This window comes from Bradyrhizobium ottawaense (assembly GCF_002278135.3).
In the GTDB taxonomy this organism is placed as follows: domain Bacteria; phylum Pseudomonadota; class Alphaproteobacteria; order Rhizobiales; family Xanthobacteraceae; genus Bradyrhizobium; species Bradyrhizobium ottawaense.
On record NZ_CP029425.2, the window covers coordinates 4,055,917 to 4,080,398 of the forward strand.

General features: G+C 64.6%; 22 protein-coding genes. 13 read left to right on the forward strand and 9 right to left on the reverse strand.

Features of this window, described 5'->3' with window-relative positions; genetic code table 11:
• The first annotated feature begins 46 nt into the window (after nucleotides 1–46).
• The 9 genes from pyrH to fabZ all read left to right on the forward strand — a co-directional run bounded on the left by pyrH (nucleotide 47) and on the right by fabZ (nucleotide 9,787).
• Nucleotides 47–763 carry a UMP kinase gene (pyrH, locus tag CIT37_RS19410; protein ID WP_028141514.1) on the forward strand — a complete coding sequence of 239 codons (717 nt, stop codon included), beginning with the start codon at nucleotides 47–49 and terminating at the stop codon, nucleotides 761–763.
• Nucleotides 764–833: 70 nt separating this feature from the next.
• The gene (gene frr / locus CIT37_RS19415; protein ID WP_028141515.1) at nucleotides 834–1,397 is read left to right on the forward strand and encodes a ribosome recycling factor; all 564 of its coding nucleotides are present in this window, start codon (nucleotides 834–836) and stop codon (nucleotides 1,395–1,397) included.
• Nucleotides 1,398–1,408: 11 nt separating this feature from the next.
• A complete protein-coding gene (locus CIT37_RS19420) occupies nucleotides 1,409–2,167 on the forward strand; it encodes an isoprenyl transferase (protein ID WP_095424070.1) in 759 nt (252 codons plus the stop codon).
• Complete coding sequence (locus tag CIT37_RS19425) at nucleotides 2,164–3,006, forward strand: phosphatidate cytidylyltransferase (RefSeq protein ID WP_038949772.1); 843 nt, start codon at nucleotides 2,164–2,166, stop codon at nucleotides 3,004–3,006. Before CIT37_RS19420 ends, CIT37_RS19425 begins: the two co-directional genes overlap by 4 nt.
• Before the next feature lie 4 nt (nucleotides 3,007–3,010).
• Nucleotides 3,011–4,234: a 1-deoxy-D-xylulose-5-phosphate reductoisomerase gene (gene dxr, locus CIT37_RS19430; RefSeq protein WP_038971459.1), complete on the forward strand. Its 1,224-nt coding sequence runs from the start codon at nucleotides 3,011–3,013 to the stop codon at nucleotides 4,232–4,234.
• A gap of 44 nt (nucleotides 4,235–4,278) precedes the next feature.
• Nucleotides 4,279–5,430, forward strand: a complete 1,152-nt coding sequence (rseP, locus tag CIT37_RS19435) for an RIP metalloprotease RseP (RefSeq protein WP_038949774.1) — start codon at nucleotides 4,279–4,281, stop codon at nucleotides 5,428–5,430.
• 177 nt (nucleotides 5,431–5,607) lie between these two features.
• Entirely contained in the window at nucleotides 5,608–8,136 is a 2,529-nt protein-coding gene (bamA, locus tag CIT37_RS19440; protein ID WP_028141520.1) for an outer membrane protein assembly factor BamA, read from the forward strand.
• 125 nt (nucleotides 8,137–8,261) lie between these two features.
• On the forward strand, nucleotides 8,262–9,329 hold the full coding sequence (gene lpxD, locus CIT37_RS19445; protein WP_095424071.1) for a UDP-3-O-(3-hydroxymyristoyl)glucosamine N-acyltransferase: 1,068 nt from the start codon (nucleotides 8,262–8,264) through the stop codon (nucleotides 9,327–9,329).
• Nucleotides 9,326–9,787 (forward strand): 3-hydroxyacyl-ACP dehydratase FabZ, encoded by a 462-nt coding sequence (gene fabZ, locus CIT37_RS19450; RefSeq protein WP_028141522.1) that lies wholly within the window; start codon nucleotides 9,326–9,328, stop codon nucleotides 9,785–9,787. The genes lpxD and fabZ overlap by 4 nt, the downstream gene beginning before the upstream one ends.
• A 27-nt stretch (nucleotides 9,788–9,814) precedes the next feature.
• Here the strand turns inward: fabZ and CIT37_RS19455 are convergent, their stop codons facing one another.
• The gene (locus tag CIT37_RS19455) at nucleotides 9,815–10,180 is read right to left on the reverse strand and encodes a KTSC domain-containing protein (RefSeq protein WP_414645286.1); all 366 of its coding nucleotides are present in this window, start codon (nucleotides 10,178–10,180) and stop codon (nucleotides 9,815–9,817) included.
• Nucleotides 10,181–10,303: 123 nt separating this feature from the next.
• Here CIT37_RS19455 and lpxA point away from each other — a divergent pair, with 123 nt between their 5' ends.
• From lpxA to lpxB, 3 genes are read left to right on the forward strand one after another with little or no spacing between them, the layout of a single operon-like run.
• The gene (gene lpxA / locus CIT37_RS19460; protein ID WP_028141524.1) at nucleotides 10,304–11,095 is read left to right on the forward strand and encodes an acyl-ACP--UDP-N-acetylglucosamine O-acyltransferase; all 792 of its coding nucleotides are present in this window, start codon (nucleotides 10,304–10,306) and stop codon (nucleotides 11,093–11,095) included.
• A 19-nt stretch (nucleotides 11,096–11,114) separates the two neighbouring features.
• On the forward strand, nucleotides 11,115–11,972 hold the full coding sequence (locus CIT37_RS19465) for an LpxI family protein (protein WP_049806649.1): 858 nt from the start codon (nucleotides 11,115–11,117) through the stop codon (nucleotides 11,970–11,972).
• Nucleotides 11,969–13,147, forward strand: coding sequence for a lipid-A-disaccharide synthase (gene lpxB, locus CIT37_RS19470; RefSeq protein WP_095424072.1), 1,179 nt, complete (start codon nucleotides 11,969–11,971; stop codon nucleotides 13,145–13,147). The genes CIT37_RS19465 and lpxB overlap by 4 nt, the downstream gene beginning before the upstream one ends.
• Before the next feature lie 137 nt (nucleotides 13,148–13,284).
• On the opposite strand, the gene CIT37_RS19475 is transcribed toward lpxB, so the two are convergent.
• From CIT37_RS19475 to gltX, 8 genes are all read right to left on the reverse strand, one after another.
• Nucleotides 13,285–14,052, reverse strand: a complete 768-nt coding sequence (locus CIT37_RS19475) for an SDR family NAD(P)-dependent oxidoreductase (protein WP_028141527.1) — start codon at nucleotides 14,050–14,052, stop codon at nucleotides 13,285–13,287.
• Nucleotides 14,049–15,158, reverse strand: a complete 1,110-nt coding sequence (locus tag CIT37_RS19480; RefSeq protein WP_038971461.1) for an ABC transporter ATP-binding protein — start codon at nucleotides 15,156–15,158, stop codon at nucleotides 14,049–14,051. The genes CIT37_RS19475 and CIT37_RS19480 overlap by 4 nt, the downstream gene beginning before the upstream one ends.
• Before the next feature lie 10 nt (nucleotides 15,159–15,168).
• A complete protein-coding gene (locus tag CIT37_RS19485; RefSeq protein WP_028141529.1) occupies nucleotides 15,169–16,026 on the reverse strand; it encodes a carbohydrate ABC transporter permease in 858 nt (285 codons plus the stop codon).
• Nucleotides 16,019–16,942 carry a carbohydrate ABC transporter permease gene (locus tag CIT37_RS19490; protein ID WP_028141530.1) on the reverse strand — a complete coding sequence of 308 codons (924 nt, stop codon included), beginning with the start codon at nucleotides 16,940–16,942 and terminating at the stop codon, nucleotides 16,019–16,021. The genes CIT37_RS19485 and CIT37_RS19490 overlap by 8 nt, the downstream gene beginning before the upstream one ends.
• Nucleotides 16,939–18,225: an ABC transporter substrate-binding protein gene (locus CIT37_RS19495; RefSeq protein WP_038971463.1), complete on the reverse strand. Its 1,287-nt coding sequence runs from the start codon at nucleotides 18,223–18,225 to the stop codon at nucleotides 16,939–16,941. The genes CIT37_RS19490 and CIT37_RS19495 overlap by 4 nt, the downstream gene beginning before the upstream one ends.
• 57 nt (nucleotides 18,226–18,282) lie before the next feature.
• The gene (locus tag CIT37_RS19500; RefSeq protein ID WP_173015952.1) at nucleotides 18,283–19,461 is read right to left on the reverse strand and encodes an ROK family transcriptional regulator; all 1,179 of its coding nucleotides are present in this window, start codon (nucleotides 19,459–19,461) and stop codon (nucleotides 18,283–18,285) included.
• 283 nt (nucleotides 19,462–19,744) lie between these two features.
• On the reverse strand, nucleotides 19,745–21,049 hold the full coding sequence (gene gltA, locus CIT37_RS19505; RefSeq protein WP_095424074.1) for a citrate synthase: 1,305 nt from the start codon (nucleotides 21,047–21,049) through the stop codon (nucleotides 19,745–19,747).
• A gap of 147 nt (nucleotides 21,050–21,196) precedes the next feature.
• A complete protein-coding gene (gene gltX / locus CIT37_RS19510) occupies nucleotides 21,197–22,636 on the reverse strand; it encodes a glutamate--tRNA ligase (protein ID WP_095424075.1) in 1,440 nt (479 codons plus the stop codon).
• Between the two features lie 166 nt (nucleotides 22,637–22,802).
• On the opposite strand from gltX, the gene CIT37_RS19515 reads away from it, so the two are divergent.
• Nucleotides 22,803–24,479: a glutamine--tRNA ligase/YqeY domain fusion protein gene (locus CIT37_RS19515; protein WP_095424076.1), complete on the forward strand. Its 1,677-nt coding sequence runs from the start codon at nucleotides 22,803–22,805 to the stop codon at nucleotides 24,477–24,479.
• The last annotated feature ends 3 nt before the right edge of the window (nucleotides 24,480–24,482 follow it).

Here is a 24,482-nt window from a genome sequence, read left to right on the forward strand (position 1 = left end):
CTTCCGGCGTGCCGCCGGAAGCGGCGCCCGGACAAGGAAAGTGCTCATGTCTGATCCGGTCTATCGTCGCGTCGTGATCAAGCTGTCCGGCGAATATCTCGCGGGACAGCAAGGCTTTGGCATCGATCAGCCGACCGTCGACCGGGTTGCGGACGACCTGATTGCGGCCCGCAAGCTCGGCACCGAGGTCGCGGTCGTGATCGGCGGTGGCAATATCGTGCGCGGCGTCGAGGTCTCCGCCCGCGGTGTGTCGCGCCCGACCGGCGACACCATGGGCATGCTCGCCACCATGATGAACTGCCTCGCGCTGGAAGCGGCGATCGAGCGCAAGGGCACGCCGGCGCGCACGCTGTCGGCCTTCGTGATGCCCGAGATTTCCGAGCTGTTCACCCGCACTGCGGCGCACAAATATCTCGCCGAGGGCCGGATCGTGCTGCTTGGCGGCGGGACCGGCAATCCGTTCTTCACCACCGATACGACCGCGGTGCTGCGCGCCGCCGAGATCGGCGCCCAGGCGGTTCTGAAGGCCACCAATGTCGACGGCGTCTACTCGGCCGATCCGAAGAAGGATCCGGCAGCCACGCGGTTTGACCGGCTGACCCATTCGCAGGCGATCGAGGGCGGCTACAAGGTGATGGATGCGACCGCCTTCGCGCTTGCCCGCGAGACGTCTCTGCCTATCATCGTATTCTCGATCGCGGAGCCGGGTTCGATCGGCGCGATTCTACGTGGCGTCGGCCACGGAACCATTGTCGCCGGCTGACCGCTCATCTGTCGCGCGCCTTCAGGGAAGGTCGCGGGAGCGGTCGCTGGGATCTTGAAGGAGAAACGTGATGTCCACGGGTACTTTCGACCTCAACGAAGTGAAGCGCCGCATGCAGGGCGCCGTCCAGTCCCTCAAGCACGAGCTCGGCGGCCTGCGGACGGGGCGCGCTTCCGCCTCGATGCTCGATCCGGTGCAGGTCGACGCCTATGGCAGCCACATGCCGCTCAACCAGCTCGCCACCGTCAGCGTGCCGGAGCCACGCCTGATCTCGGTGCAGGTCTGGGACAAGTCGATGGTCAAGGCGGTGGAGAAGGCGATCGTCGATTCCAACCTCGGCCTGTCGCCCGCGACCGAAGGCCAGGTGCTGCGCCTGCGCATCCCCGAGCTGAACGAGGAACGGCGCAAGGAACTGGTGAAGGTCGCGCATAAATATGCGGAGGCCGCCAAGGTTGCCGCGCGCCACGTCCGCCGCGATGGCCTCGACGTTCTCAAGAAGCTCGAGAAGAACCACGAGATGTCCGAGGACGACCAGAAGCGCCACGCCGACGAGGTGCAGAAGGCGACCGACGGTACGATCACGGAAATCGACCAGTTGCTGGCCGCCAAGGAAAAAGAAATCCTCACCGTTTAAGGCCACCTTCAATGTCCAACGCCGCCGCGCCCGCAACGGAAGGACCCGACCGGTCCGAGGCGCCCGCGCACGTCGCTATCATCATGGATGGCAATGGGCGCTGGGCGGCCGCGCGCGGTTTGCCGCGTGCGGAGGGGCATCGCCGCGGCGTCGAGGCTCTGCGCCGCGTCGTGCGTGCCTCGCACGAGCTCGGCATCCGCTACCTCACCATCTTCTCGTTCTCGTCGGAGAACTGGTCGCGGCCGGCGAGCGAGATCGGCGATCTCTTCGGCCTGCTCCGCCGCTTCATCCGCAATGATCTTGCCAGCCTGCATCGCGACGGCGTCAAGGTCCGCATCATCGGCGAACGCGATGGGCTCGAGAGCGACATCTGCGCGCTGCTCAACGAGGCCGAGGAGCTGACGCGTGACAACACGCGCCTCACGCTCGTCGTCGCCTTCAATTACGGCTCGCGGCAGGAGATCGCGAAGGCGGCGCAGAAGCTCGCGCGCGAGGTCGCCGAGGGCAAGCGCAATCCCGATACGATCGACGCCGAGACGCTGGGAGCGCATCTCGATGCGCCCGACATTCCCGATCCCGATCTCATCATCCGCACCAGCGGCGAGCAGCGCCTATCCAATTTCCTGATGTGGCAGGCGGCCTATAGCGAGCTCGTGTTCGTGCCGATCCACTGGCCCGATTTCGACAAGGCGGCGCTGGAAAGCGCGATCGCCGAATTCGCCAGGCGCGAGCGCCGTTTCGGCGGCCTGGTCGCGAAAACCGCCTCGTGAGCGAACAAGACGCCGCACCGGCGGGCGCCAAGCCTGCCCCGAGCAATCTGGTGATGCGGGTCCTCGCAGCGCTGGTGCTGGCGCCGCTGACCATCGCGGTCGCTTATGCCGGCGGCTGGTTGTGGGCGCTGCTCGTCACCCTGGTGTCGATCGGGCTGTTCGCGGAATGGCTGACGGTGGTGGGCGCGGGCTCGGCGGCGCTGACCGGGGCAGGGACGATCGTCATCGCGATGATGGGGGCTGCGGTCGCTTTTGGCGGGCTCAAGACCTCCGTCATCGTCGGCCTCGTCGGCGGCGCGATCGTGACGCTGATCGCGCGCGGCAAGTTCATCTGGGCTGCGACGGGCTTTGCTTATGCAGCGGCAGCGCTGCTGGCCTCGATTCTGGTGCGAAAGGATCTCGTCAACGGCTTCTCCGCGCTGATGTTCGTGCTGCTGGTGGTGTGGGCGACCGATATCGGCGGCTATTTTGCCGGTCGCAGCATCGGCGGGCCGAAGCTCTGGCCGCGCGTCAGCCCGAAGAAGACCTGGTCCGGGGCGCTGGGCGGCTTCGTCGCAAGCCTTCTGGTTGCGGTGGGGTTTGCGGCTTGCGGGTTCGGAAAGATGGGGCCATTGCTGCTGGTCAGCGCCATCCTTTCGGTGGTGTCGGCATTGGGCGATCTGTTCGAATCCGCGGTCAAGCGGCGCTTCGGTGTCAAGGATTCCAGTCACTTAATTCCCGGCCATGGCGGGCTTATGGACCGCCTGGACGGTTTTGTCGCCGCCATCCTGGCGGCATGGATTATCGGCTTTCTCCGCCATGGTGTGCATAGCGCCGGAAGCGGTCTTATGGTTTGGTGAGGATATGAGCGCGGTCCCATTGCGTAATAACAAGGCTGCGGCGTCCAGCGTCCGCAGCGTCACAGTTCTCGGCGCTACCGGCTCGATCGGCGACAGCACGATGGATCTGCTGCGCGCTTCGCCCGAGCGCTATCGCGTCGAGGCGCTGACGGCGAACGGCAATGTCGAAGCGCTGGCAAAGCTCGCGAAGGAATTTTCCGCGCGCTTCGTCGCGATCGCCGACACCTCCAAGCTCGCCGAGCTCAAGGCCGCGCTCGCCGGGACCAGCACCGAATGCGGCGCCGGCGAGAGCGCGGTGATCGAGGCCGGCGCGCGTCCGGCCGATTGGGTGATGGCGGCCGTGAGCGGCGCTGCCGGATTGAAACCGGCGCTGGCGGCGGTCGATCGCGGCGCGCATGTGGCGTTGGCCAACAAGGAATGTCTGGTCTGCGCCGGCGATTTCTTCATGCAGCGTGCGGCCAAGGCCGGCGCCTGCATCCTGCCGGCCGATTCCGAGCACAATGCGCTGTTTCAGGCGCTTGCTTCGGGCAATCGGGATGAACTCGTCCGTGTCATCATCACCGCCTCGGGCGGCCCGTTCCGCACCTGGAAGCCGGCTGACATCGAGCAGGCGACGCTCGAGCAGGCTCTGAAGCACCCGAACTGGAGCATGGGCCAGAAGATCACGATCGATTCCGCGTCGATGATGAACAAGGGGCTCGAGGTGATCGAGGCGTCCTATTTGTTCGCGCTGTCGCCTGACGAGATCGACGTCCTCGTGCATCCGCAGTCGATCATCCACGGCATGGTCGAGTTCTCCGACCGTTCGGTGATGGCCCAGCTCGGCGCGCCCGACATGCGCACGCCGATTGCGCATTGCCTCGGCTGGCCCGACCGGATCAAGGGGCCGGCGGCCAAGCTGGACCTCGCCAAGATTGGCCAGCTGACCTTCGAGGCACCGGACTTCGAGCGCTTCCCCGGATTACGGCTGGCTTTCGATTCGCTCCGGACCGGGAAGGGGGCGACCACCGTCTACAACGCGGCCAATGAGGTCGCGGTCGCCGCCTTCATTGCCGGCAAGATCCGGTTCGGCGCGATTGCCCGGCTGGTGGAGGCAACATTGGATGACTGGATCCGCAGCGGGAACCAGGCGCCCCTGACGTCGGCCGATGATGCAATCTCTGTTGACCATGTTGCTCGAAATAGAGCTGCCGCCCTATTGCCTCAAATTGCCTTAAAGGCATCCTAGATGGTTCGGGGCCAGGGCCTTGCGGCGCTGGATGAGGGAATTCGATGATCGACTTTTTTGTCCATAGTTTCAATACGTTGAGCCATGGGCTCCTCGGCTACGCGGTTCCCTTCCTGTTCGTCCTGACGATCGTCGTGTTCTTCCACGAACTCGGCCATTTCCTGGTCGCGCGCTGGGCGGGCGTTCGCGTGTTGACCTTCTCGCTCGGTTTCGGACCTGAGCTGGTAGGTTTCAATGACCGCCACGGCACCCGCTGGAAGATCTCGGCCATCCCGCTCGGCGGCTACGTCAAGTTCTTCGGCGACGAGAGCGAGGCCTCGACCCCCTCGGCCCAGACGCTCGCGGCCATGACGACCGAGGAGCGCGCCGGCAGCTTCCACCACAAGAAGGTCGGCCCGCGCGCCGCCATCGTCGCGGCCGGACCGATCGCCAATTTCATCCTGGGCGCGCTGATCTTCGCGGGCATGGCGCTGTATTACGGCAAGCCGAGCACGATCGCGCGGGTCGATGGCGTCGTCGCCGATGGCGCCGCGGCTGCGGCCGGCTTCAAGATCGGGGACGTCGTCGTCCAGATCGACGGCAAGCCGATCGAAAGCTTTGCCGACATGCAGCGAATCGTTGCGATGAATGCGGGTTCGGCGCTTGCCTTCCAGGTGAAGCGGGACGGCGCCATCGTCTCGCTGACCGCAACGCCGGCGCTGCTCGAGCGCAAGGATCCGTTCGGCAACAGCCACCGTCTCGGTGTGCTCGGTGTGGAGCATAAATCTCAGGCCGGCGAGGCCTCGACCGCCCCGGTGGGCATCGGCGAGGCGCTCAAGATCGGGGTTGAGCAGGTCTGGTTCATCATCACCAGCACCTTCAAGTTCCTGGGCTCTCTGTTCGTCGGAAACGGCAATCCGAACGAGGTCAGCGGGGTTCTGGGCATCGCGAAGATGTCGGGGCAGGCGGCCAGCGCCGGGTTCCAGTTCGTGATCAATTTGTGCGCGGTGCTGTCGGTGTCGATCGGCCTGCTGAACCTGTTCCCGATCCCGCTGCTCGATGGCGGCCACCTGATGTTCTATGCGGCGGAGGTCGTCCGCGGCCGACCCCTGTCCGAGCGGACTCAGGAGATGGGGTTCCGAATCGGGCTCGGTTTAGTGCTGATGTTGATGGTGTTTGCGACCTATAACGACATCCTGCGGATGGCGGCATCTTGATGGAGGCTTTTTTGTGGCGTTGCTGATGAGCAACGTCTTGGAATGAAATTGAAATTACGGCGCTTTCGGCCGTTTGCGGCGTCGGTGAAATTGGCTACAAGCGGCCTGAACTTGGGGAATCTTCCAGACCGGCGTTGGGGTTGGGTCTGGCTCGGAATGATAAGGGCGCGTTGCGCGATGAAGTTTGGACTGCGACTCCGGGGGGGCTTGCTCGCAACCCTGATCATGTTCGGCGCGCCGGTGATTGCCCCGGTCGGGGCTGTTTTTGTGTCTTCGTCTGCGCTCGCTCAGACCGTGCAGTCGATTTCCGTCGAAGGAAATCGCCGGGTCGAGGTGGAGACGATCCGCTCCTATTTCAAGCCGGGTCCGGGCGGGCGCCTGGATCAAGGCGCCATCGACGACGGCCTCAAGGCCTTGATCGAGACCGGCCTGTTCCAGGACGTGAGAATCAACCGCGGCGGCGGCGGCCAGATCGTCGTCTCCGTGGTGGAAAACCCGGTGATCGGCCGGATCGCCTTCGAGGGCAACAAGAAGATCAAGGACGAGCAGCTCACCACTGAAGTCCAGTCCAAGGCGCGCGGCACCTTCTCCCGCGCCATGGTGCAGTCCGACACGCTGCGAATCGCTGAAATCTATCGCCGGTCCGGCCGCTACGACGTGCGCGTCACGCCCGAGGTCATCGAGCAGCCGAACAACCGCGTCGACCTCATCTTTACGATCGAGGAGGGCGCCAAGACCGGCGTCAAGTCGATCGAGTTCGTCGGCAATGTCGCATTCTCGTCCTATCGCCTCAGGGACGTCATCAAGACCCGCGAATCGAACCTGCTGAGCTTCCTGGCCAGCGGTGACATCTATGATCCCGACCGCGTCGAAGCCGACCGCGACCTGATCCGCCGCTTTTATCTCAAGAACGGTTTCGCCGACGTCCAGGTGGTGGCCGCGCTCACCGAATACGATCCGGAGAAGAAGGGCTTCAACGTCACCTTCAAGATCGAGGAAGGATCGCAGTACCGCGTCGGCGCGCTCGACTTCCGCTCCAGCATTCCGAACTTCGATCCCTCGTCGATGCGCGCCTATTCGCGCGTCAATGTCGGCTCGCTCTACAACGTTGAATCGGTCGAGAAGTCGGTCGAGGAGATGCAGATCGAGGCCTCGCGCCGCGGCTACGCCTTCGCCGTGGTCCGGCCCGGCGGCGACCGCAATTTCGAGGCGCACACCGTCTCCGTCGTGTTCAACATCGACGAAGGTCCGCGCACCTATATCGAGCGCATCAACCTGCGCGGCAACACGCGTACCCGCGATTACGTGATCCGCCGCGAGTTCGACATCTCCGAGGGCGACGCCTACAACCGCGCCCTGGTCGACCGTGCCGAGCGGCGCCTGAAGAACCTCGACTACTTCAAGAGCGTGAAGATCACGACGGAGCCGGGCTCGTCGAGCGATCGCGTGGTCCTGATCGTCGACATGGAAGAGAAATCGACCGGCGACTTCTCGATCTCGGGCGGTTACTCCACCACCGACGGCGCGCTGGCCGAAGTCTCGATCTCCGAGCGCAACCTGCTTGGCCGCGGTCTGTTCGCCAAGGCGTCGGTGACCTACGGCCAATATGCACGCGGTTACTCGCTGTCGTTCGTCGAGCCGTATCTGCTCGACTACCGCGTCGCGCTTGGCCTCGACCTCTATCAGCGCCAGCAGCTGTCCAACAGCTACATCTCCTACGGCACCAAGACGCTCGGCTTCTCGCCGCGCCTCGGCTTCTCCTTGCGTGAAGATCTGGCGCTGCAGCTGCGCTACTCGATCTACCAGCAGGAAATCACGCTGCCGTACTACCTGGCGAACTGTAACAACAATCTGGGTACGTCGGCCTTCAATCCGAGCCCGGCCTTCGTCAATGCCAATGGCGGCGTTCCGGATCTCAGCTCGACCAACGGTCTCGGCTGCTACAGCGACGGCGAAGCTTCGCTGCCGGTGCGCAGGGAGCTCGCCAACGGCAAGACCCTGACCTCGGCGCTTGGCTATACGCTGACCTACAACACGCTGGACAACAACAAGAACCCCACCGACGGTCTGCTCGTCGACTTCCGTCAGGATTTCGCCGGCGTCGGCGGCGACGTCTCCTACCTGAAGTCCGTCATCGATGCGAAGTACTATACTCCGCTGGTGTCTGACATCGTCGGCCTCGTCCGCGTGCAGAGCGGCATGCTGAACAAGATGGGCAGCGATCTGCGCATGCTCGATCACTTCCAGATGGGTTCGAACCTCGTCCGCGGCTTTGCCCCGAACGGCATCGGCCCGCGCGATTTGAACCCCTTTGGTACGCAGGACGCCCTCGGCGGCACCAAGTACTGGGGCGCTTCGCTCGAACTGCAGATGCCGTTCTGGTTCCTGCCGAAGGAAGTGGGTCTGAAGGGCGCGGTCTATGCCGATGCCGGCGGCCTCTACGACTATAAGGGACCGACCGGCTGGACCACGACCAACGAAGTCAATGTACCGGGCTGCATCCCCTCGAGCATCAATCCGTCGTCTGCGGGCACCTGTACCGGCCTCGTCTACGACGACAGCAAGGTCGTCCGCTCGTCGGTTGGTGTCGGCCTGATCTGGCAGTCGCCGTTCGGTCCGCTGCGCTTCGACTACGCCGTGCCGCTCAGCAAGGGCAAGTACGATCGCACGCAGGAGTTCCGGTTCGGCGGCGGCACCACGTTCTAATTCGATCAGCACGGCACGATCCGGATCACTGGAACCGGTTTCCGAAAGGGATCGTGCCGATCCAAGAGATGGAGCATGATGCGGCTCGACCGCTTCATGCCGAAGCCGGACCGCGACGGGGTGGAATGGCGCAGCCGACCTTCTTCATAAAGCCGCCTGCCTCAACGCTGGCTGACATTGCCACGCTGGCCAAGGCGCAGCTGGTCGATCCCGCCAGGGGCGACCACATCATCACGGGCCTTGCTTCGCTTGACGAAGCGGGCCCGATGCATCTGGCGTTCTTCGACAACCTCAAATACGCCGACGAGATCAAGGGGACCAAGGCCGGCGCTTGCCTGGTGAGCCCGCGCTTCGAGCCCCAGGTGCCCGCGCACGTGGCCGTGCTGCGGGTGGCGCAGCCGTTCCGGGCCTTTGTCAGGATCGCGCGGGAATGGCACGGCGAAGCGCTGAGGCCCCAATCCTGGGTCGGCAATGACGGCATCGCGCCGTCGGCGATCATCGATCCCTCGGCCCGGCTCGAGGACGGCGTGATCGTCGATCCCCTGGCCGTGATCGGCCCGGATGTGGAGATCGGCAGCGGCACGGTGGTCGGCGTCGGGGCGGTGATCGGGCCCGGCGTCAAGATCGGCCGGGACTGCAATGTCGGCGCGCGCACCGCGATCCAGTGCGCCCTGATCGGCAACAACGTGCTGATCCATCCCGGCTGCTCGATCGGCCAGGACGGCTACGGCTTCATTTTTTTCGGCCCCGAGGGTCATCTGAAGGTGCCTCAGACCGGGCGGGTGCTGATCCAGAACGATGTCGAGGTCGGCGCCGGGACCACGATCGACCGCGGCAGCTTGCGCGACACCGTGATCGGCGAAGGCACGAAAATCGACAATCAGGTCCAGATCGGTCACAATGTCACGATCGGCCGGCATTGCCTGCTGGCCGCCCAGATCGGGCTCGCCGGCAGCCTGTCCATTGGCGACAACGTGGCACTCGGAGCGAAGGTTGGCATCAACAACCACCTCAAGATCGGGGACGGGGCCCAGGTGACCGCGATGAGCGGCGTCAAGGACGACATCCCGCCGGGCGGACGCTGGGGTGGTTTTTTCGCCAAGCCGACCAAACAATGGTTCAAGGAGATCATCGCGGTGGAGCGCTTGGTACGCGACAGCAGGGCTGATCCGAAGGATGAGGGACGGGAATGACGGAGGAATCACCTGTTAAGTTCGAGCTGGTGGACATCAATGCCATCCTCCAGACGCTGCCGCACCGTTTCCCGATGCTGCTGATCGACCGCGTGATCAACATCCGGGCCGACTACAGCGGCATCGGCATCAAGAACGTCACCTTCAACGAGCCGGCCTTCCAGGGGCATTTCCCGGAGCGACCGGTCTATCCCGGCGTCATGATGATCGAGGCGATGGCGCAGACCGCGGGCGTGATCGGCATCAAGTCGGTCGAAGGCACCGACAAGCCGCGGGCGGTCTATTTCCTCACCATCGACAAGTGCAAATTCCGCAAGCCCGTGCTGCCGGGCGATACCATCGAGTATCACATGCGCTCGCTCGGCCGCCGCAAGGCCATGTGGTGGTTTCACGGCGATGCCAAGGTCAACGGGCAGGTGGTCGCGGAGGCCGACGTCGGCGCCATGCTGACGGACTGAGCGGCACGCGGTCCTCGCTGGACGGGCTCACGCGCCGCAATCGTAGCGGCCGCCAGGAGCCTCGCGCTTAATGTTTTGGTTGAAGAACTGACCCATGGATGGCGCGCCCAGGAGACGGTCGGCGGTCTCGGCCGCGACGCCGCAATAGCGCGCATAGCTGCCGCCAGTCGCGACGACGAGGTCGTGATGCGCGCGGTCGTAGCAGACCCGCTGAAGCACAGTGCTGCGGCTGATGTCGCGGCATTCGAATGTCGCGAGGTCGATGCGGCGGCGTTCACCGTCTCGGACACGATCGGTGCGGCCGCGAGCTGTGCGAGCAGAAGTGCCAGGGCCCTGACCATGAAAGCTGAAGCTCCGCATGAAGTTGTTGAGGAGCCGGGACGACCGCCTCATCCGGCACTTGAAACCGGCAGAGATGATACGTCACTGGACAGATCGGGCATAGTCGCGCTAACCACCGGAAATCTGAGCGACTTCAACGCATAACCAGACATTCTTGAAGAGTAAGATTGCTTGATGAGCAAGATTGATCCCACCGCACGGGTCGCGGACGGCGCCGTGATCGGCGAGGGCACCGAGATCGGGCCCTATTGCATCATCGGCCCGAATGTCGTGATCGGCGCGAACTGCAAGCTGATTGGGCATGTTACCGTCATCGGCCATACGTCGATCGGGGACGGCGGCGTGATCTCGCCGTTCGTGGTGCTCGGCGGCGCGCCCCAGGATCTCAGCTACAAGGGCGAGCCGACGAAGCTCGAGATCGGCTCTGGCTGCGTCATCCGCGAAGGCGCGACGATGAATGTCGGCACCATCAAGGGCGGCGGTCTGACGCGCGTCGGCAACGGCGGCTACTTCATGAACAACAGCCATGTGGGCCATGACTGCATGGTCGGCAACAACGTGATCTTTGCGACCTCGGCGACGCTCGGCGGCCACTGCGAGATCGGCGACGCCGTCTATATCGGCGGCCTCTCCGCAGTGCACCAGTTCACGCGCATCGGCCCCTACGTGATGGTCGGCGGGGTCTGCGGCGTACGCGACGATGTCATCCCGTATGGGCTCGTTAACGGCCAGTATGCGGTGCTCGAGAGTCTCAACCTGATCGGCATGAAGCGGCGCAAGTTCACCAGGCAGCGACTGGCGACGGTGCGCGGGTTCTACCAAAAGCTCTTCCATGGCCCCGGCACATTCGCCGAGCGGTTAGAGGCGTCCAGGCCGCTTGCAGGCGAAGATCCGGCGATCGCCGAAATCCTCGACTTCATCGGCAAGGGCAAGCGCCCGCTCTGTCTTCCTGCCCTCGCGAAGTGATTTTGGGATGGCCGCGGACATGACATCGGCGGCGTCGGACATCTCATCGCCGGTCGGCATCGTCGCCGGCGGCGGCGCGATGCCGTTCGCAGTCGCCGACTCGCTTGCCGCGCGCGGCATCACGCCGGTGCTGTTTCCGCTGCGCGGGGCCTGCGATCCCGCGCGGGTGGAGAAATTCCGCCATCGCTGGATCTCGGTCGGCCAGCTCGGTCGCGCGATGCGACTGTTCCGCGAGGAGGGCTGCCGCGACCTGATCTTCATCGGCACCTTGGTGCGGCCCTCGCTCTCCGAGATCCGGTTCGACGTCAAGACGATGCGGCTGCTCGGCAATGTCATCCGCGCCTTTCGCGGCGGCGACGATCATCTCTTGTCCGGCGTCGGCCGCATCCTCGAGCAGGATGGCTTTCGCATGGTCGGCATCAAGGACCTCGCCCCCGATCTCCTGATGCCCGAGGGCTGCATCAGTCGCGCCTGGCCCAGCGATACCAGCAAGACCGACATCGCGCGCGGCCGTGCGGTGCTGACTGCGCTTGGTCCGTTCGACATCGGCCAGGCTGCGGTGGTGATTGACGGCCATGTGGTCGCGGTCGAGGACATCGAGGGCACCGATGCGCTGCTCGCGCGCGTCGCGCGGCTGCGCGAGGAGGGACGCATTCGCGCGGCCGCCGGCCGCGGCGTGCTCGTGAAGGCGCCGAAGAGCGGCCAGGATCTGCGTTTCGACCTGCCGACGATCGGCCCGCGCACCATCGAGGGCGTCGCGGCGGCCGGCCTTGCGGGCCTCGCCGTCATCGCCGGCAACACCATCGCCGCAGAGCCGCAGGCGATGATCGCCCTCGCGGACGCCAAATATCTCTTCGTCATCGGTCTGCCGGCGTGATGCAGTCGCGCGATCCCAAGCGCAAGATCTTCCTGATCGCCACGGAGGAATCCGGCGACCGGCTCGGCAGTGCCTTGATGAAGGTCCTGCGCCAGCGTCTCGGCGACGGCGTGCAGTTCGTCGGCGTCGGCGGACGTACCATGGCGCGCGAAGGGCTGGAATCGCTGTTTCCGATCGAGGAGCTGTCAATCGTCGGATTTGCCGCGGTGGTGCAGCAATTGCCGAAAATTCTGCGGCTGATCCGCGAGACGGCCGACGCCGTGGCCGAGGCCGCGCCGGACGCGCTCGTCATCATCGACAGCCCCGACTTCACCCATCGCGTCGCCCGCCGCGTGCGCGCGAAGAATCCTGCGATCCCGATCGTCGATTATGTCTCGCCGCAGCTCTGGGCGTGGCGGCCGGGGCGGGCGCGGACCATGCTCGGTTATGTCGACCATGTGCTCGGTCTCCTGCCGTTCGAGCCCGAGGAATACCGCAAGCTCGGCGGACCGCCCTGCAGCTATGTCGGCCATCCCTTAGTCGAGCAATTGCCCTCGCTGCGGCCGAACGCGGAGGAGCAGGCACGTCGCGACGGCGAGCCGCCGGTGCTTTTGGTGCTGCCCGGCAGCCGCCGTAGCGAGGTCAGGCACCATCTCGATGTCTTCGGCGGAGTGCTCGGCCGCTTGCAGGCGGAAGGCCACGCCTTCGAACTGATACTGCCGACCATGCCGCATCTCGAGGCCACCATCCGCGAGGGTATCGCGAGCTGGCCGGTCAAGCCAAGGGTCGTGACCGGCGAGAACGAGAAGCGCGCCGTGTTCCGCATCGCGCGTGCGGCGCTGGCCAAATCCGGTACGGTGACGCTGGAGCTCGCACTGTCGGGTATTCCAATGGTGACGGCCTATCGCGTCGGTGCGATCGAGGCCTTCATCCTGCGCCGCGCGATCCGCGTCTCCTCGGTGATCCTTGCCAATCTCGTGATCGGCAAGGATGTCATTCCGGAGTACCTGCAGGAGGAGTGCACGCCGGAGAAACTGGCGCCGGCACTCGCCGAGGTGCTGACGGATTCGCCGCTGCGCAAGCAGCAGGTCGAGGCCTTTGCCCGGCTCGACCAGATCATGTCGACCGGCAACAAATCGCCAAGCGTGCTCGCCGCCGACATCGTGCTCGAGACGATGCGCAAGGGACGGCGGTAACGGAGGTCTCGTAGGGTGGGCAAAGGCGCGTCGCGCCGTGCCCACGATTCGTCGCGATGAGAAGAATTCGTGGGCACGCTTCGCTTTGCCCACCCTACGAGACCGTGAACGTTGCGCCATTGTGGCCGGATCAAGTTCTACGCAAGTCCTGCATCCACCCGAAAACACTGGCTGGTGATGCGCTGGCTTTCGTCGGAGGCGAGGAATAGCGCCATGTTGGCGATGTCCTCGGGCGTCACTGCATCCGGAACGGCCTGACGGGAGCGCATTTCGGTGATGACCTGCTCGTCCGGATACCACAGCCGGCGTTGACGTTCGGTGATGACCATGCCTGGCGCAATCGCGTTGACGCGGATGCGGTCGGGGCCGACCAGCCGGGCCAGCGAGTTGGTGAAACCGACGATCGCCGCCTTTGCCCCGGCGTAGACCGGCAGCGCCGGTGCACCGCGCATCCAGGCGATCGACGACATGTTGATGATCGAGCCGCCGCCGCGCGCCTGCATCTGCGGCACCACCGCTTGCGCCGCAAAGAAGACGTGCTTGAGATTGAGGCCGATCATCCAATCGAACTCTGCCGGCGTCACCTCGGCCAGCACCTGGCGTTGATCATTGGCGGCATTGTTGACGAGGACCGCGGCATCGCCGAGCGATCGCTGCACCTGCGCCATTGCGGCCCGCAAGGCCTCGATGTCCAGGAGGTCGCATGGCACGAACAAGGGCGCGGCTTCGGACGCAGCGCTCACCTCCGCGACCAGCGCCCCGCCGGCTTCTTCATCCACATCGAGGAACGCGACGCGCGCTCCCTGGGCCGCGAAGGCGCGCACGAAGGCGGCCCCGATGCCGCTGGCGCCGCCGGTGATCAGTACGACGCGGTCCGCAAGTCCGGCATAGCTCGTCTTTGTCATGCGATCAGTCGCTCCGTCTCGGGGTCGAACAGGCAAATGCGGCGCGTGTCGAGCGCGAAGGGGGCTGCCGTCCCCGGCGGGGGGCGGATGTCCGGCGTGATGCGCGCCAGCGCGGACTCGCCGCCGAGCCGCAGCAGCACGATGGTTTCGGCGCCGGTGGGCTCGACCATCTCCACCGGCGCGTGGACGACGATGGGTGCACCGCCGGAGAACACGCGGTTGCCCTCCGCGATGCATTCCGGCCTGATCCCGAACACCACCTCGCGGCCAAGATAGGGTGCCGCCGAATCGTATCCCTGCAGGCGGAGGCGAACTTCGTCCGGCCGCCCCGCGCCGATCACGACCACGGGACCGCCGGCGTCGGCCTCGAGCCGCGCCGGCATGGTGTTCATCGGCGGGGAGCCCATGAAGCGTGCGACGAACAGATTGGCGGGATAGCGGTACACGGTATCGGGATCGGCAAACTGCTGCACCACGCCGCGATGCATCACGGCGATCCGCGTCGCCATCGTCATCGCCTCGATCTGGTCGTGGGTGACATAGATGATGGTCGCGCCGATGCGCTGGTGCAGCCGCTTGATCTCCATCCGCATCTCGACGCGCAGTTTTGCGTCGAGATTGGACAGCGGCTCGTCGAACAGGAAGAGCAGGGGATCGCGTACCAACGCACGGCCCATCGCCACGCGCTGGCGCTGGCCGCCGGAGAGCTGCGACGGCTTGCGGCCCAGCAGCGCCTCGATCTGGAGCAGTTTGGCGACATTCGCGACCGCAGAGTCTTGCTCCGCTTTGGGTACGTGACGGCATTCCATGCCGAAGGTGATGTTCTGGCGTACGGTCATGGATGGGTAGAGCGCGTAGGACTGGAACACCATGGCGATGTCGCGATCCTTGGGCGGGACGTCATTGACCACGCGTCCGCCGATCTCGACGGTCCCGGCGCTCGGATGATCGAGCCCGGCGACGATGTTGAGCAGCGTGGACTTGCCGCAGCCGGATGGCCCGACCAGCACCGTGAACTCGCCGCTTTCGATGTCGAGATCGACGCCCTTCAGCACCTCCAGATTGGCGTAGCGCTTCGACAGGGTTCGAATGCTCAGTGCTGCCATGACAACTCCATCATTTCACGGCCCCGGCAGTCAGGCCGCGGACGAAGTATTTGCCGCCGAGGAGATAGATCAACAGCGTCGGTAGCGCCGCGATGATCACCGCGGCGCTCTGCACGCCGTGCTGCGGGATGTCTGCGACTGCAGCGGACAGCGCGATGAGAGCGGCGGTGACGGGTTGCTGCTGGCCGCTCGTGAATGTCACGCCATAGAGGAATTCGTTCCAGATATGCGTGAACTGCCAGATCACGGTGACGATCAGGATCGGCGGCGAGAGCGGCAGGATGATGCGCCAGAAGATGCGGAAGAACCCGGCGCCGTCGATGCGCGCGGCCCTGATCAATTCATGGGGGATGGCGACATAATAGTTGCGGCAGAACAGCGTGGTGAAGGAGAGCCCCTGGATGGTGTGAATCAGCACGAGGCCCGCCAGCGTGTTGATGAGACCGATGTCGCGCAGCACGATGGTCCAGGGAAGCAGGCGCATCTGCTGGGGCAGGAACAGGCCGAGGGTCACGATGCCGTAGATCCAGGTGTCGCCGCGAAAACGCCAGAGCGACACGGCGTAGCCGGCAATGGCACCGAGCAGGGTCGAGAAGATCGTCGCAGGAATCGTGACGAGGGCGGAGTTCAGCATGTACGGCCGGATGCCGGCGCAGGTCTCGGCAACGCAGAAGCCGCTCCAGGCAGCCAGGTAGTTGCTCCAGGCCCAGTGCTGCGGCCAGCCGATCATCGAGCCCTGCGCGATCTCCTCGTTGCTGCGGAGCGAATTCAGCACCACAACAGCCAATGGCGCGAGCCATGCTGCAGCGATCAGCAGGACGATGAGGTAGATCAAGATCCGGCTTGGTGCGAAAGTCCGCTCACGCATGGGCGGCCCGCCGTCGCTGAACATATCGCCACGCCGCATACGGCAGCAGCACCGCGAGAAGAATGAGCAGCATGAGCACCGCCGCCGCCGCTCCCCGGCCGAGCAGGCTGCGCTGGAACATCAGGTCGTAGACGACCAGTGCTGGCAGCTGGGTCGCGATTCCCGGCCCGCCGTTGGTGAGCGCGCGCACGAGGTCGAACGTCGAAATCGCGAACTGCAACTGGATCACGACGACGGTGATGGTGATCGGCCAAAGCGACGGCAGAATGATGCGCCGGTAGATTCGAAATGGCCCGGCGCCGTCGATCTGCGCGGCCTTGATGATGTCGGTGTCGACGGAGCGAAGGCCGGCAAGGAACAGCGCCATGGCGAAGCCCGAGGATTGCCAGATCGCGGCGATCACGATGGTCCAGATCGCCATGTCGCGATCGATCAGCCAGTCGAACTTGAAGGAGGTCCAGCCGAGGTCGTGGACGAGCTTCTGGATTCCGAGGCCGGGATTGAGCAGCCAACTCCAGACCGTGCCGGTGACCACGAACGACACCGCAAGCGGATAGAGGAAGACGGATCGCAGCAGGTTCTCGCCGCGAATGCGCTGGTCGAGCAGGATCGCAAGGGCGAGGCCGGTCACCAAACTCAGCAGCACGAAAGCGCTGCCGAACAACAGCAGATTGTCGAAGGCGATCTGCCAATTCCGCGATGCCGCCACCGCCGAGTAGTTGCGCAAGCCCACCCAGCCCGTAACAGGGACCAGCGTGGATGGCGTGAACGAGATCCAGATCGTCCACAGCGAGAACGACACGAGGTGCGCGGCTGACAGCAGCAGCGGCACCCAGATCATCAGATATTCCGGCAGCCGGCGCACCCATTCCGGAAGCGCCGGCCGGCCCGGTCTTATCGCGGCGGCATTGCTCAACGTGCGCCCTCGACGGCCTCGGCCAGACGAGTGGCTGCCTGCTCCGGCTTGATCGTCTTGTTCTTTACGTACTCCGTGATCACGTCGATCATCGCGGCGGTCATGCCGTTTTCCTGCGCCATGTTGTGCGCGAGGCTCAGGACCGCCTGGTTGCTGGCGATTGCGTCCTTCAGAGCTGCCGCGGTGCGCCGCTGACCGTCCGACCAGCCTTCGCCGGACAGATCGACGTCGGTACGCACGGGGATCGATCCCGTGATCTGCGAATACATGGTCTGGATCGCCGGATCCATGACGAGCTGGGCCATCAGCGTCTGGCCGGCCTGCAGGTCAGGCTCCTTGCGCTGCCAGAAGATGAAGGCATCGGCGTTCAACAGGAACACCGGCTTGCTATTGTCGCTCGGACCTGGCGCGATCATGAAGTCCTCGAACTTGAAACCGGCATTGCGCAACACGCCCTGCGCCCAGCCGCCCATGATCATCATGCCCATGTCGCCGTCGATGAAGCGCTTCAAATTGGTCGAGAAGTGCTGGGCGCCGACGTTGGGGTCCATCCAGTCGGCGATCTTGCGCACCTGTGCGAACGCAGCCTTGATCTCGGAGCCCTCCAGGGCCTTCTTCTCGAGATTCATGATGGCGGCGCGGTATGCGAGGGGACTGATGCCGGCCAGAGCGGCTTCGAATTTTTGCCCGTCGTCGGGGCGGGTGCCGCCGTTGGCGACGGGATAGGGGACGCCGCCCGATTTCATCTTGTCGGCGAGCTCGTTGAAGTCTGCCCAGGTGACGGGGATCTTGTCGGCCTTGGCCTTGTCCATCGCGCGTTTGGAGAGAAACAGCATGTTGGTGCTGTAGATCTGCAACGGCAGTGCGATCCATTTGCCGCCCGGCTTGTGCAATTTCGCAAGGTCCGGCGCGACCACCTTCTCATAGCCGGCGGCAGCGACGACGGCGTCGAGATCGACGGTCGGGGCAATCTTCGACCAGGCTGCGATCTCGGGACCCTTGAGCTGCGAGCAGGCCGGCGGATCGCCGGCCATGATCTGGGCGCGCAGCTTGTTCATCATCTCGGTGGTGAACCCGGGGACGGGCGAGTGCTGCCAGACGCCGCCCTTCTCCTCGAACTTCTTGCCGAGCGCGGTGATGGCTGCCCCATCGCTGCCCGCGGACCATTGCGAGATTGCGGTCAGGCGCGGCTTGACCGCGCCTTGCGCGCGGGCAAAGGCCGGCAGTGCGAGCGCGGCAGCGGATCCAGCGAGCAGACGGCGCCTTGTTGTCGTGATCGGCATGGCAGTTCCTCCCGGTGTGAACTCTCTTGCGCGCGAGCCGCGCAGCTTCAGGCCGTCTCAGGCGGCCTCCGTCGACGCGGCCGGCATGCCGCCGCGGCAGGCGAGGCAGAACGCGGCGAAGGCCAGCGCGGCCCTGGGATCATTGCCGTTCGACGGCGGCACGAAAGCCAGCGACACCTGCGCATGCTTGCGGCCGCCGAGCAGGCAGGCATCGACGCCGTCGACCAGCGCTTTCCGATCGCCTTCCGCAAGGAGCGAAGGCCAGCCGGAGATGGCGACGCCGTGACAGGGCTTGACGTTCAGCGTGTTGCCGATCGCGAGCCCAAGGCGATACAGGCGATGCCGCAGCTCCTGACGCACGCGCGAGGAGATCGGGATCGCGCTGACCCAATCGCTGCCGAGCTGGAGCAACTCCGGCTCGGGCACGCCGAGAAGCTCGGCCAGCGCCGGAAGCGAAGTATAGGCCTCGACACAGCCGAGGTGGCCGCAGCGACAGCGCGGCCCGCCTTCGCCAAACACCATGTGACCGAGCTCGATTGGCTGGAGCGCGTCGGTCTCGACGGGATCATCCATCCAGGCGCCCGCAACGCCATGGCTGACAAAGACGAACAGGTGCGTGTCATTGAATGGATAGTTTTCGGTGCGACAGCGATGGAATGTGGCGTGCGCCACGACCGAATTGGTAAATTCGACGGGCACGTCGGCGAACATCTCGCCGAACATGTCGCTGATGCGCCCGACGTCACAGGGAATGATGGGGTTGCCCGCGGCGCTGAGCCGGCCGAGGCCCGGAATGGAGACGCCGACCTGAGAGAGGACGACGCCGCGGCGCCGCGTCCAGTCGCGCAGCAATGTCATCGCTTCGCGAAACGCCCGGTCGACGGTCTCGACGGTCGGCGACTTCGGCAGGGGCACGCGCTCGGTGTAGTGCAGCTCGCCCGACAGGCCGCCGACGCCGAGGCTGAGGTGCTGAGCGGTCAGTTCGAAGGCTGCGAGGGCAACCGAGCCGTCGAGCGACACGAGTCCGGTCGGGCCGCCGACGTAGGGGGCAGGGCGCCGCACTTCCTCGATCAGGCCTTCGGTCTTCAGGTCAAGCAGGATGCGCGACAGGCTCGCTTCGGACAGGCGCACGGCCTTGGCCAGCGGCGGGCGAAACGAGCCACCCGACTGAAGCAGGTGAGTCAAAATGGCAGCGCGCGTCTGCCGCCGACTTCTCGGCTGCTCCGGCATTTCCATCCCTGTCGTCATTCTTACTTAGTGTAAGAATTTGCGCGCGGAGCGCTCTGACTGTCAAGGCGTTTGCGGCCGCAGGTGTGGACTTTGTTGTTGTGCGCGGCAGCAAGCGTGTCACGGCCCGATTGGTCTCGTAGGGTGGGCAAAGCGAAGCGTGCCCACGACTTCGTATCTGTTGCGGAGAGGTGGTGGGCACGCTGCGCTTGCGCACCCTACGGCACCTCCATAAACAAAAACGGCGCCATCTTGCGATGGCGCCGCTTCGAAAGCCGTATCGGCTTGGAGTTTACTTGCGATCCCTGATCGCGACGTAGTCGCGGCGGGTGACGCCGGTGTAGAGCTGGCGCGGACGGCCGATCTTCTGCTGCGGGTCCTCGATCATCTCGCTCCACTGGCTGATCCAGCCGACGGTGCGGGCGACCGCGAACAGCACGGTGAACATCGAGACCGGGAAGCCCATCGCCTTCAGCGTGATGCCCGAATAGAAGTCGACGTTCGGGTAGAGCTTGCGGTCGATGAAGTACTGGTCGCTGAGCGCGATCTTCTCGAGTTCGAGCGCCACCTTCAGCATCGGATCGTCGCCATGGCCGGTCTCCTTGAGCACGGCGTGACACATCTTCTGCATGATCTTGGCGCGCGGATCGTAGTTCTTGTAGACGCGATGACCAAAGCCCATCAGGCGGACTTCGGAGTTCTTGTCCTTCACCTTGGCGATGAATTCGGGAATCTTGTCCACGGAGCCGATCTCGGCGAGCATCGCGAGGGCTGCTTCGTTGGCGCCGCCATGCGCCGGACCCCACAGGCAGGCGATGCCGGCGGCGATGCAGGCGAACGGGTTGGCGCCGGACGAGCCGGCGATGCGCACCGTCGAGGTCGAGGCGTTCTGCTCGTGGTCGGCATGCAGGATGAAGATCTTGTCCAGCGCGTCAGCGAGCACCGGGTTGATCTTGTAGTCCTCGCACGGCACGGCGAAGCACATGTGCAGGAAGTTCTCGGCGAACTTGAGCGAGTTCTTCGGGTACACGAAGGGCTGGCCGACCGTGTACTTGTAGGCCATCGCCGCCAGCGTCGGGATCTTGGCGATCATGCGCATGGAAGCGATCATGCGCTGCTTCGGATCGTTGATGTCGGTGGAGTCGTGATAAAACGCGGCGAGCGCGCCGACCGCAGCCACCATGATCGCCATCGGATGCGCGTCGCGGCGGAAGCCCTGGAAGAAGCGGGCCATCTGCTCGTGCACCATCGTGTGATGGGTCACGCGGTCGTCGAAATCCTTCTTCTGCGCGGCGGTCGGCAGATCCCCGAACAGCAGGAGATAGCAGGTCTCGAGGAAGTCGCCGTTCTCGGCGAGCTGCTCGATCGGGTAGCCGCGGTATTCCAGCACGCCCGCGTCGCCGTCGATATAGGTGATCTTCGACTGGCAGCTCGCGGTGGAGGTGAAGCCGGGATCGTAGGTGAACAGGCCGGACTGGCCGTAGAGCTTGCCGATATCGACGACATCAGGCCCGACGCTGCCGCTGTGGATCGGGAGATCGTAGTTCTTGTTTCCGACCGTCAGCGTAGCGGTCTTATTGCTCGGTTTTGCGTCCATCGTAGGTCCCCGATGAAATGTGAAGCGGGCCGGAGCCGGAGGCCCCCTTTGCGAGATGATGGGGCAGGCCGGATGTTCCAGAAGGTACGGGGGAGATGGGTATATTATTGCTGTGTGCGCTGCAAGATCACCGCACGCATGCTCGACTTACGTCTTAGTCTGGTCCTTGGACTGATCCTCAAGCCGGCCGAGGCTTTCCTGGCGTCCCAGGACGTCCAAAACCTCAAATATACCAGGCGACGTCGTCCGCCCGGTCAGCGCGGCCCGCAAGGGTTGGGCGACCGCGCCGAGCTTGAGACTATTTTCCTCGGCAAAAGCGCGTAGCGCGGCTTCGGTGGTGGCGCCGCTCCATATCTCGACTTTCTCCAGCGCGGAATGAAGCTGGCCGATCAGCTTGCGGTTCTCTGGCGTCAGCAGCGCTTGTGCCTTGGGATCGAGCTCCAGCGGCCGGTCGGCGAAGATGAAATAGGCGCTGTCGATCAGCTCGATCAGCGTCTTGGCGCGCTCCTTCAGGGCCGGCATGGCCTTGAGAAGCTGGGCGCGCGTAGTGTCGTTTAATTTGGCCTTAATCTCGTCGCGTGCGGGCACGAGATGGTCGAGCACGTCCTCGAACATCTTCACGAGTGATTGATCGTCGGCGTGGCGGATGTAGTGGCCGTTGAGGTTTTCCAGCTTGGCGAAATCGAAGCGGGCAGCGGCGCGGCCGACGCTGGCGAGGTCAAACGCCGCGATCATCTCCTCGGTCGAGAAGATCTCCTGGTCGCCATGGCTCCAGCCGAGCCGGACGAGGTAATTGCGTAGCGCGGCCGGCAAATATCCCATGGCGCGGTAGGCATCGACGCCGAGCGCGCCGTGACGCTTGGAGAGCTTCGAGCCGTCCGGGCCGTGGATCAGCGGAATGTGGGACATGCTCGGCAGAGCCCATCCCATCGCATCGTAGATCTGCTTCTGGCGCGCGGCGTTGATCAGATGGTCGTCGCCGCGGATCACATGGGTCACGCCCATGTCGTGATCGTCGACCACCACGGCGAGCATGTAGGTCGGGTTGCCATCGCCGCGCAAAAGCACGAGGTCGTCGAGGTTCTCGTTCTGCCAGACCACGCGGCCCTGGACCTGGTCCTCGATCACGGTCTCGCCGGTCTGCGGCGCGCGCAGGCGGATCGTCGGCTTGACGTTGGACGGGGCTGTCGCGGGATCGCGGTCGCGCCACATCCCGTCATAGAGGCGGGTGCGCCCTTCCGCGCGCGCCTTCTCGCGCATGGCGGCGAGTTCCTCGGCGGTGGCGTAGCAGCGATAGGCCTTGCCGTCGGCGAGCAACTGCTCGGCGACCTCGCGGTGGCGCGCGGCACGGCTGAACTGGTAGATGACCTCGCCGTCCCAGCCGAGCTCCAGCCATTTCAGACCATCGAGAATGGCGCCGATCGCCGCCTCGGTGGAGCGCTCCCGGTCGGTGTCCTCGATCCGCAGCAGCATCTTGCCGCCGTGCTTCTTCGCGTACAGCCAATTGAATAGCGCTGTGCGGGCGCCCCCGATATGGAGGAAGCCGGTCGGCGAGGGAGCGAAGCGCGTGACGACGGAATTGGTCATTCTTGGCAGGGCCTATGCTTTGGAGGCGGTGGTGTATAGCAGGAACGGGACATAAACAAAGCCCGTCGGCGGACCTGCCAGGCCCCGCTTGAGGCCTGCTTAAGCTCTTGGCTCAGCCTCCCGAATTTGGCAGAAGAACCGCTGATTTCCCGACAGGATTTTCGTAATGACAGAACCGGTGGCAGCTGAGGTTGGGCGCGATTTCATTCGTGACATCGTCCAGGCCGACCTCGACCAGGGCAAATACAGGGAGATCGTGACCCGGTTCCCGCCGGAGCCGAACGGCTATCTGCATATCGGCCATGCCAAGTCGATCGCGCTGAATTTCGGCATCGCCCAGGAGTTTCCGGGCCGCTGCCATCTGCGTTTCGACGACACCAACCCGGTCAAGGAAGAGCAGGAATATATCGATTCCATCCAGGCCGACGTGCGCTGGCTCGGCTTCGACTGGGGCAAGAACCTGTTCTTTGCCTCCGACTATTTTGACCGCCTGTACGAATGGGCGGAGCAGCTGATCCGCGACGGCCTCGCTTATGTCGACGACCAGACCCAGGAGGAGATCCGCCTCTCGCGCGGCACGCTGACCGAGCCCGGCAAGAACTCGCCGTTCCGCGACCGCAGTGTGGACGAAAACCTCGGCCTGTTCCGCCGCATGAAGGCCGGTGAATTCCCGAACGGCACGCGGGTGCTGCGGGCCAAGATCGATATGGCAGCCGGCAACATCAATCTGCGCGATCCCGTGCTGTACCGCATCCTGCATGCGCATCATCCGCGCACCGGCACCAAGTGGCACATCTATCCGAGCTACGATTACGCCCACGGCCAGTCGGACGCCATTGAAGGCATCACGCATTCGATCTGCACGCTGGAGTTCGAGGACCACCGGCCGCTCTACGACTGGTTCATCGAGAAGCTGCCGGTGCCGTCGCAGCCGCACCAGTATGAATTCGCGCGGCTCAACCTGACCTATACGCTGCTGTCCAAGCGCGTGCTGACCCAACTCGTCCGCGACGGCCACGTCGCGGGCTGGGACGATCCGCGCATGCCGACGATGGCGGGGATGCGCCGCCGCGGCGTGCCGCCGGCCGCGCTGCGTGAATTCGTCAAGCGCATCGGCGTTGCCAAGGCCAACAGCGTGGTCGACGTCGGCATGCTCGAGTTCTGCATCCGCGAGGAGCTGAACCGCACGTCGCAGCGACGCATGGGCGTGCTGCGCCCGCTCAAGGTGGTGATCGAGAACTATCCGGAAGGGCAGACCGAGGAGCTCGAGGCGATCAACCATCCGGATGACCCGTCCGCCGGCACGCGCAAGATCACGTTCGGCCGCGAGCTCTATATCGAGCAGGACGACTTCATGGAGAACCCGCCGAAGAAGTTCTTCCGCCTGTCGCCGGGCAACGAGGTGCGACTGCGCTACGCCTATTTCGTCAAGTGCACCTGCGTGATCAAGAACGACAAGGGCGAGGTGGTGGAGCTGCGCTGCACCTATGATCCCGCGACCAAGGGCGGCAACGCGCCCGACGGCCGCAAGGTCAAGGCGACGATGCATTGGCTGCCGGCGGCGGCGTCGGTGCCCGCGGAGATCCGCATCTACAACCAGCTGTTCGCCAATCCGAGCCCGGACGCCCAAAACTTCGCGGCCGATCTCAATCCGAACTCGCTGGAGATCCTCAGCGACGCTCGGATCGAGGCATCGGTCGCAGCGAGCAATTCGACCGAGCCGATGCAGTTCGAGCGGCAGGGCTATTTCGTCCGCGACAAGGACTCGACGCCGGGCAAGCCGGTGTTCTCCCGCACCATCGGCCTGCGCGACACCTTCGCGAAGGAAGTCGCAAAAGGGTGATGC

What these genes read in the sequence shown, in the direction of transcription:
- CIT37_RS19420 (WP_095424070.1), top strand. Translation starts at nt 1,409, where the DNA reads ATGTCCAACGCCGCCGCGCCCGCAACGGAAGGACCCGACCGGTCCGAG.
- CIT37_RS19495 (WP_038971463.1), bottom strand. Translation starts at nt 18,225, where the DNA reads ATGCCGATCACGACAACAAGGCGCCGTCTGCTCGCTGGATCCGCTGCC.
- CIT37_RS19485 (WP_028141529.1), bottom strand. Translation starts at nt 16,026, where the DNA reads ATGCGTGAGCGGACTTTCGCACCAAGCCGGATCTTGATCTACCTCATC.
- CIT37_RS19480 (WP_038971461.1), bottom strand. Translation starts at nt 15,158, where the DNA reads ATGGCAGCACTGAGCATTCGAACCCTGTCGAAGCGCTACGCCAATCTG.
- CIT37_RS19500 (WP_173015952.1), bottom strand. Translation starts at nt 19,461, where the DNA reads ATGGAAATGCCGGAGCAGCCGAGAAGTCGGCGGCAGACGCGCGCTGCC.
- frr (WP_028141515.1), top strand. Translation starts at nt 834, where the DNA reads ATGTCCACGGGTACTTTCGACCTCAACGAAGTGAAGCGCCGCATGCAG.
- pyrH (WP_028141514.1), top strand. Translation starts at nt 47, where the DNA reads ATGTCTGATCCGGTCTATCGTCGCGTCGTGATCAAGCTGTCCGGCGAA.
- fabZ (WP_028141522.1), top strand. Translation starts at nt 9,326, where the DNA reads ATGACGGAGGAATCACCTGTTAAGTTCGAGCTGGTGGACATCAATGCC.
- dxr (WP_038971459.1), top strand. Translation starts at nt 3,011, where the DNA reads ATGAGCGCGGTCCCATTGCGTAATAACAAGGCTGCGGCGTCCAGCGTC.
- CIT37_RS19455 (WP_414645286.1), bottom strand. Translation starts at nt 10,180, where the DNA reads ATGAGGCGGTCGTCCCGGCTCCTCAACAACTTCATGCGGAGCTTCAGC.
- CIT37_RS19515 (WP_095424076.1), top strand. Translation starts at nt 22,803, where the DNA reads ATGACAGAACCGGTGGCAGCTGAGGTTGGGCGCGATTTCATTCGTGAC.
- lpxD (WP_095424071.1), top strand. Translation starts at nt 8,262, where the DNA reads ATGGCGCAGCCGACCTTCTTCATAAAGCCGCCTGCCTCAACGCTGGCT.
- gltA (WP_095424074.1), bottom strand. Translation starts at nt 21,049, where the DNA reads ATGGACGCAAAACCGAGCAATAAGACCGCTACGCTGACGGTCGGAAAC.
- lpxA (WP_028141524.1), top strand. Translation starts at nt 10,304, where the DNA reads ATGAGCAAGATTGATCCCACCGCACGGGTCGCGGACGGCGCCGTGATC.
- bamA (WP_028141520.1), top strand. Translation starts at nt 5,608, where the DNA reads ATGAAGTTTGGACTGCGACTCCGGGGGGGCTTGCTCGCAACCCTGATC.
- gltX (WP_095424075.1), bottom strand. Translation starts at nt 22,636, where the DNA reads ATGACCAATTCCGTCGTCACGCGCTTCGCTCCCTCGCCGACCGGCTTC.
- rseP (WP_038949774.1), top strand. Translation starts at nt 4,279, where the DNA reads ATGATCGACTTTTTTGTCCATAGTTTCAATACGTTGAGCCATGGGCTC.
- CIT37_RS19465 (WP_049806649.1), top strand. Translation starts at nt 11,115, where the DNA reads ATGACATCGGCGGCGTCGGACATCTCATCGCCGGTCGGCATCGTCGCC.
- CIT37_RS19475 (WP_028141527.1), bottom strand. Translation starts at nt 14,052, where the DNA reads ATGACAAAGACGAGCTATGCCGGACTTGCGGACCGCGTCGTACTGATC.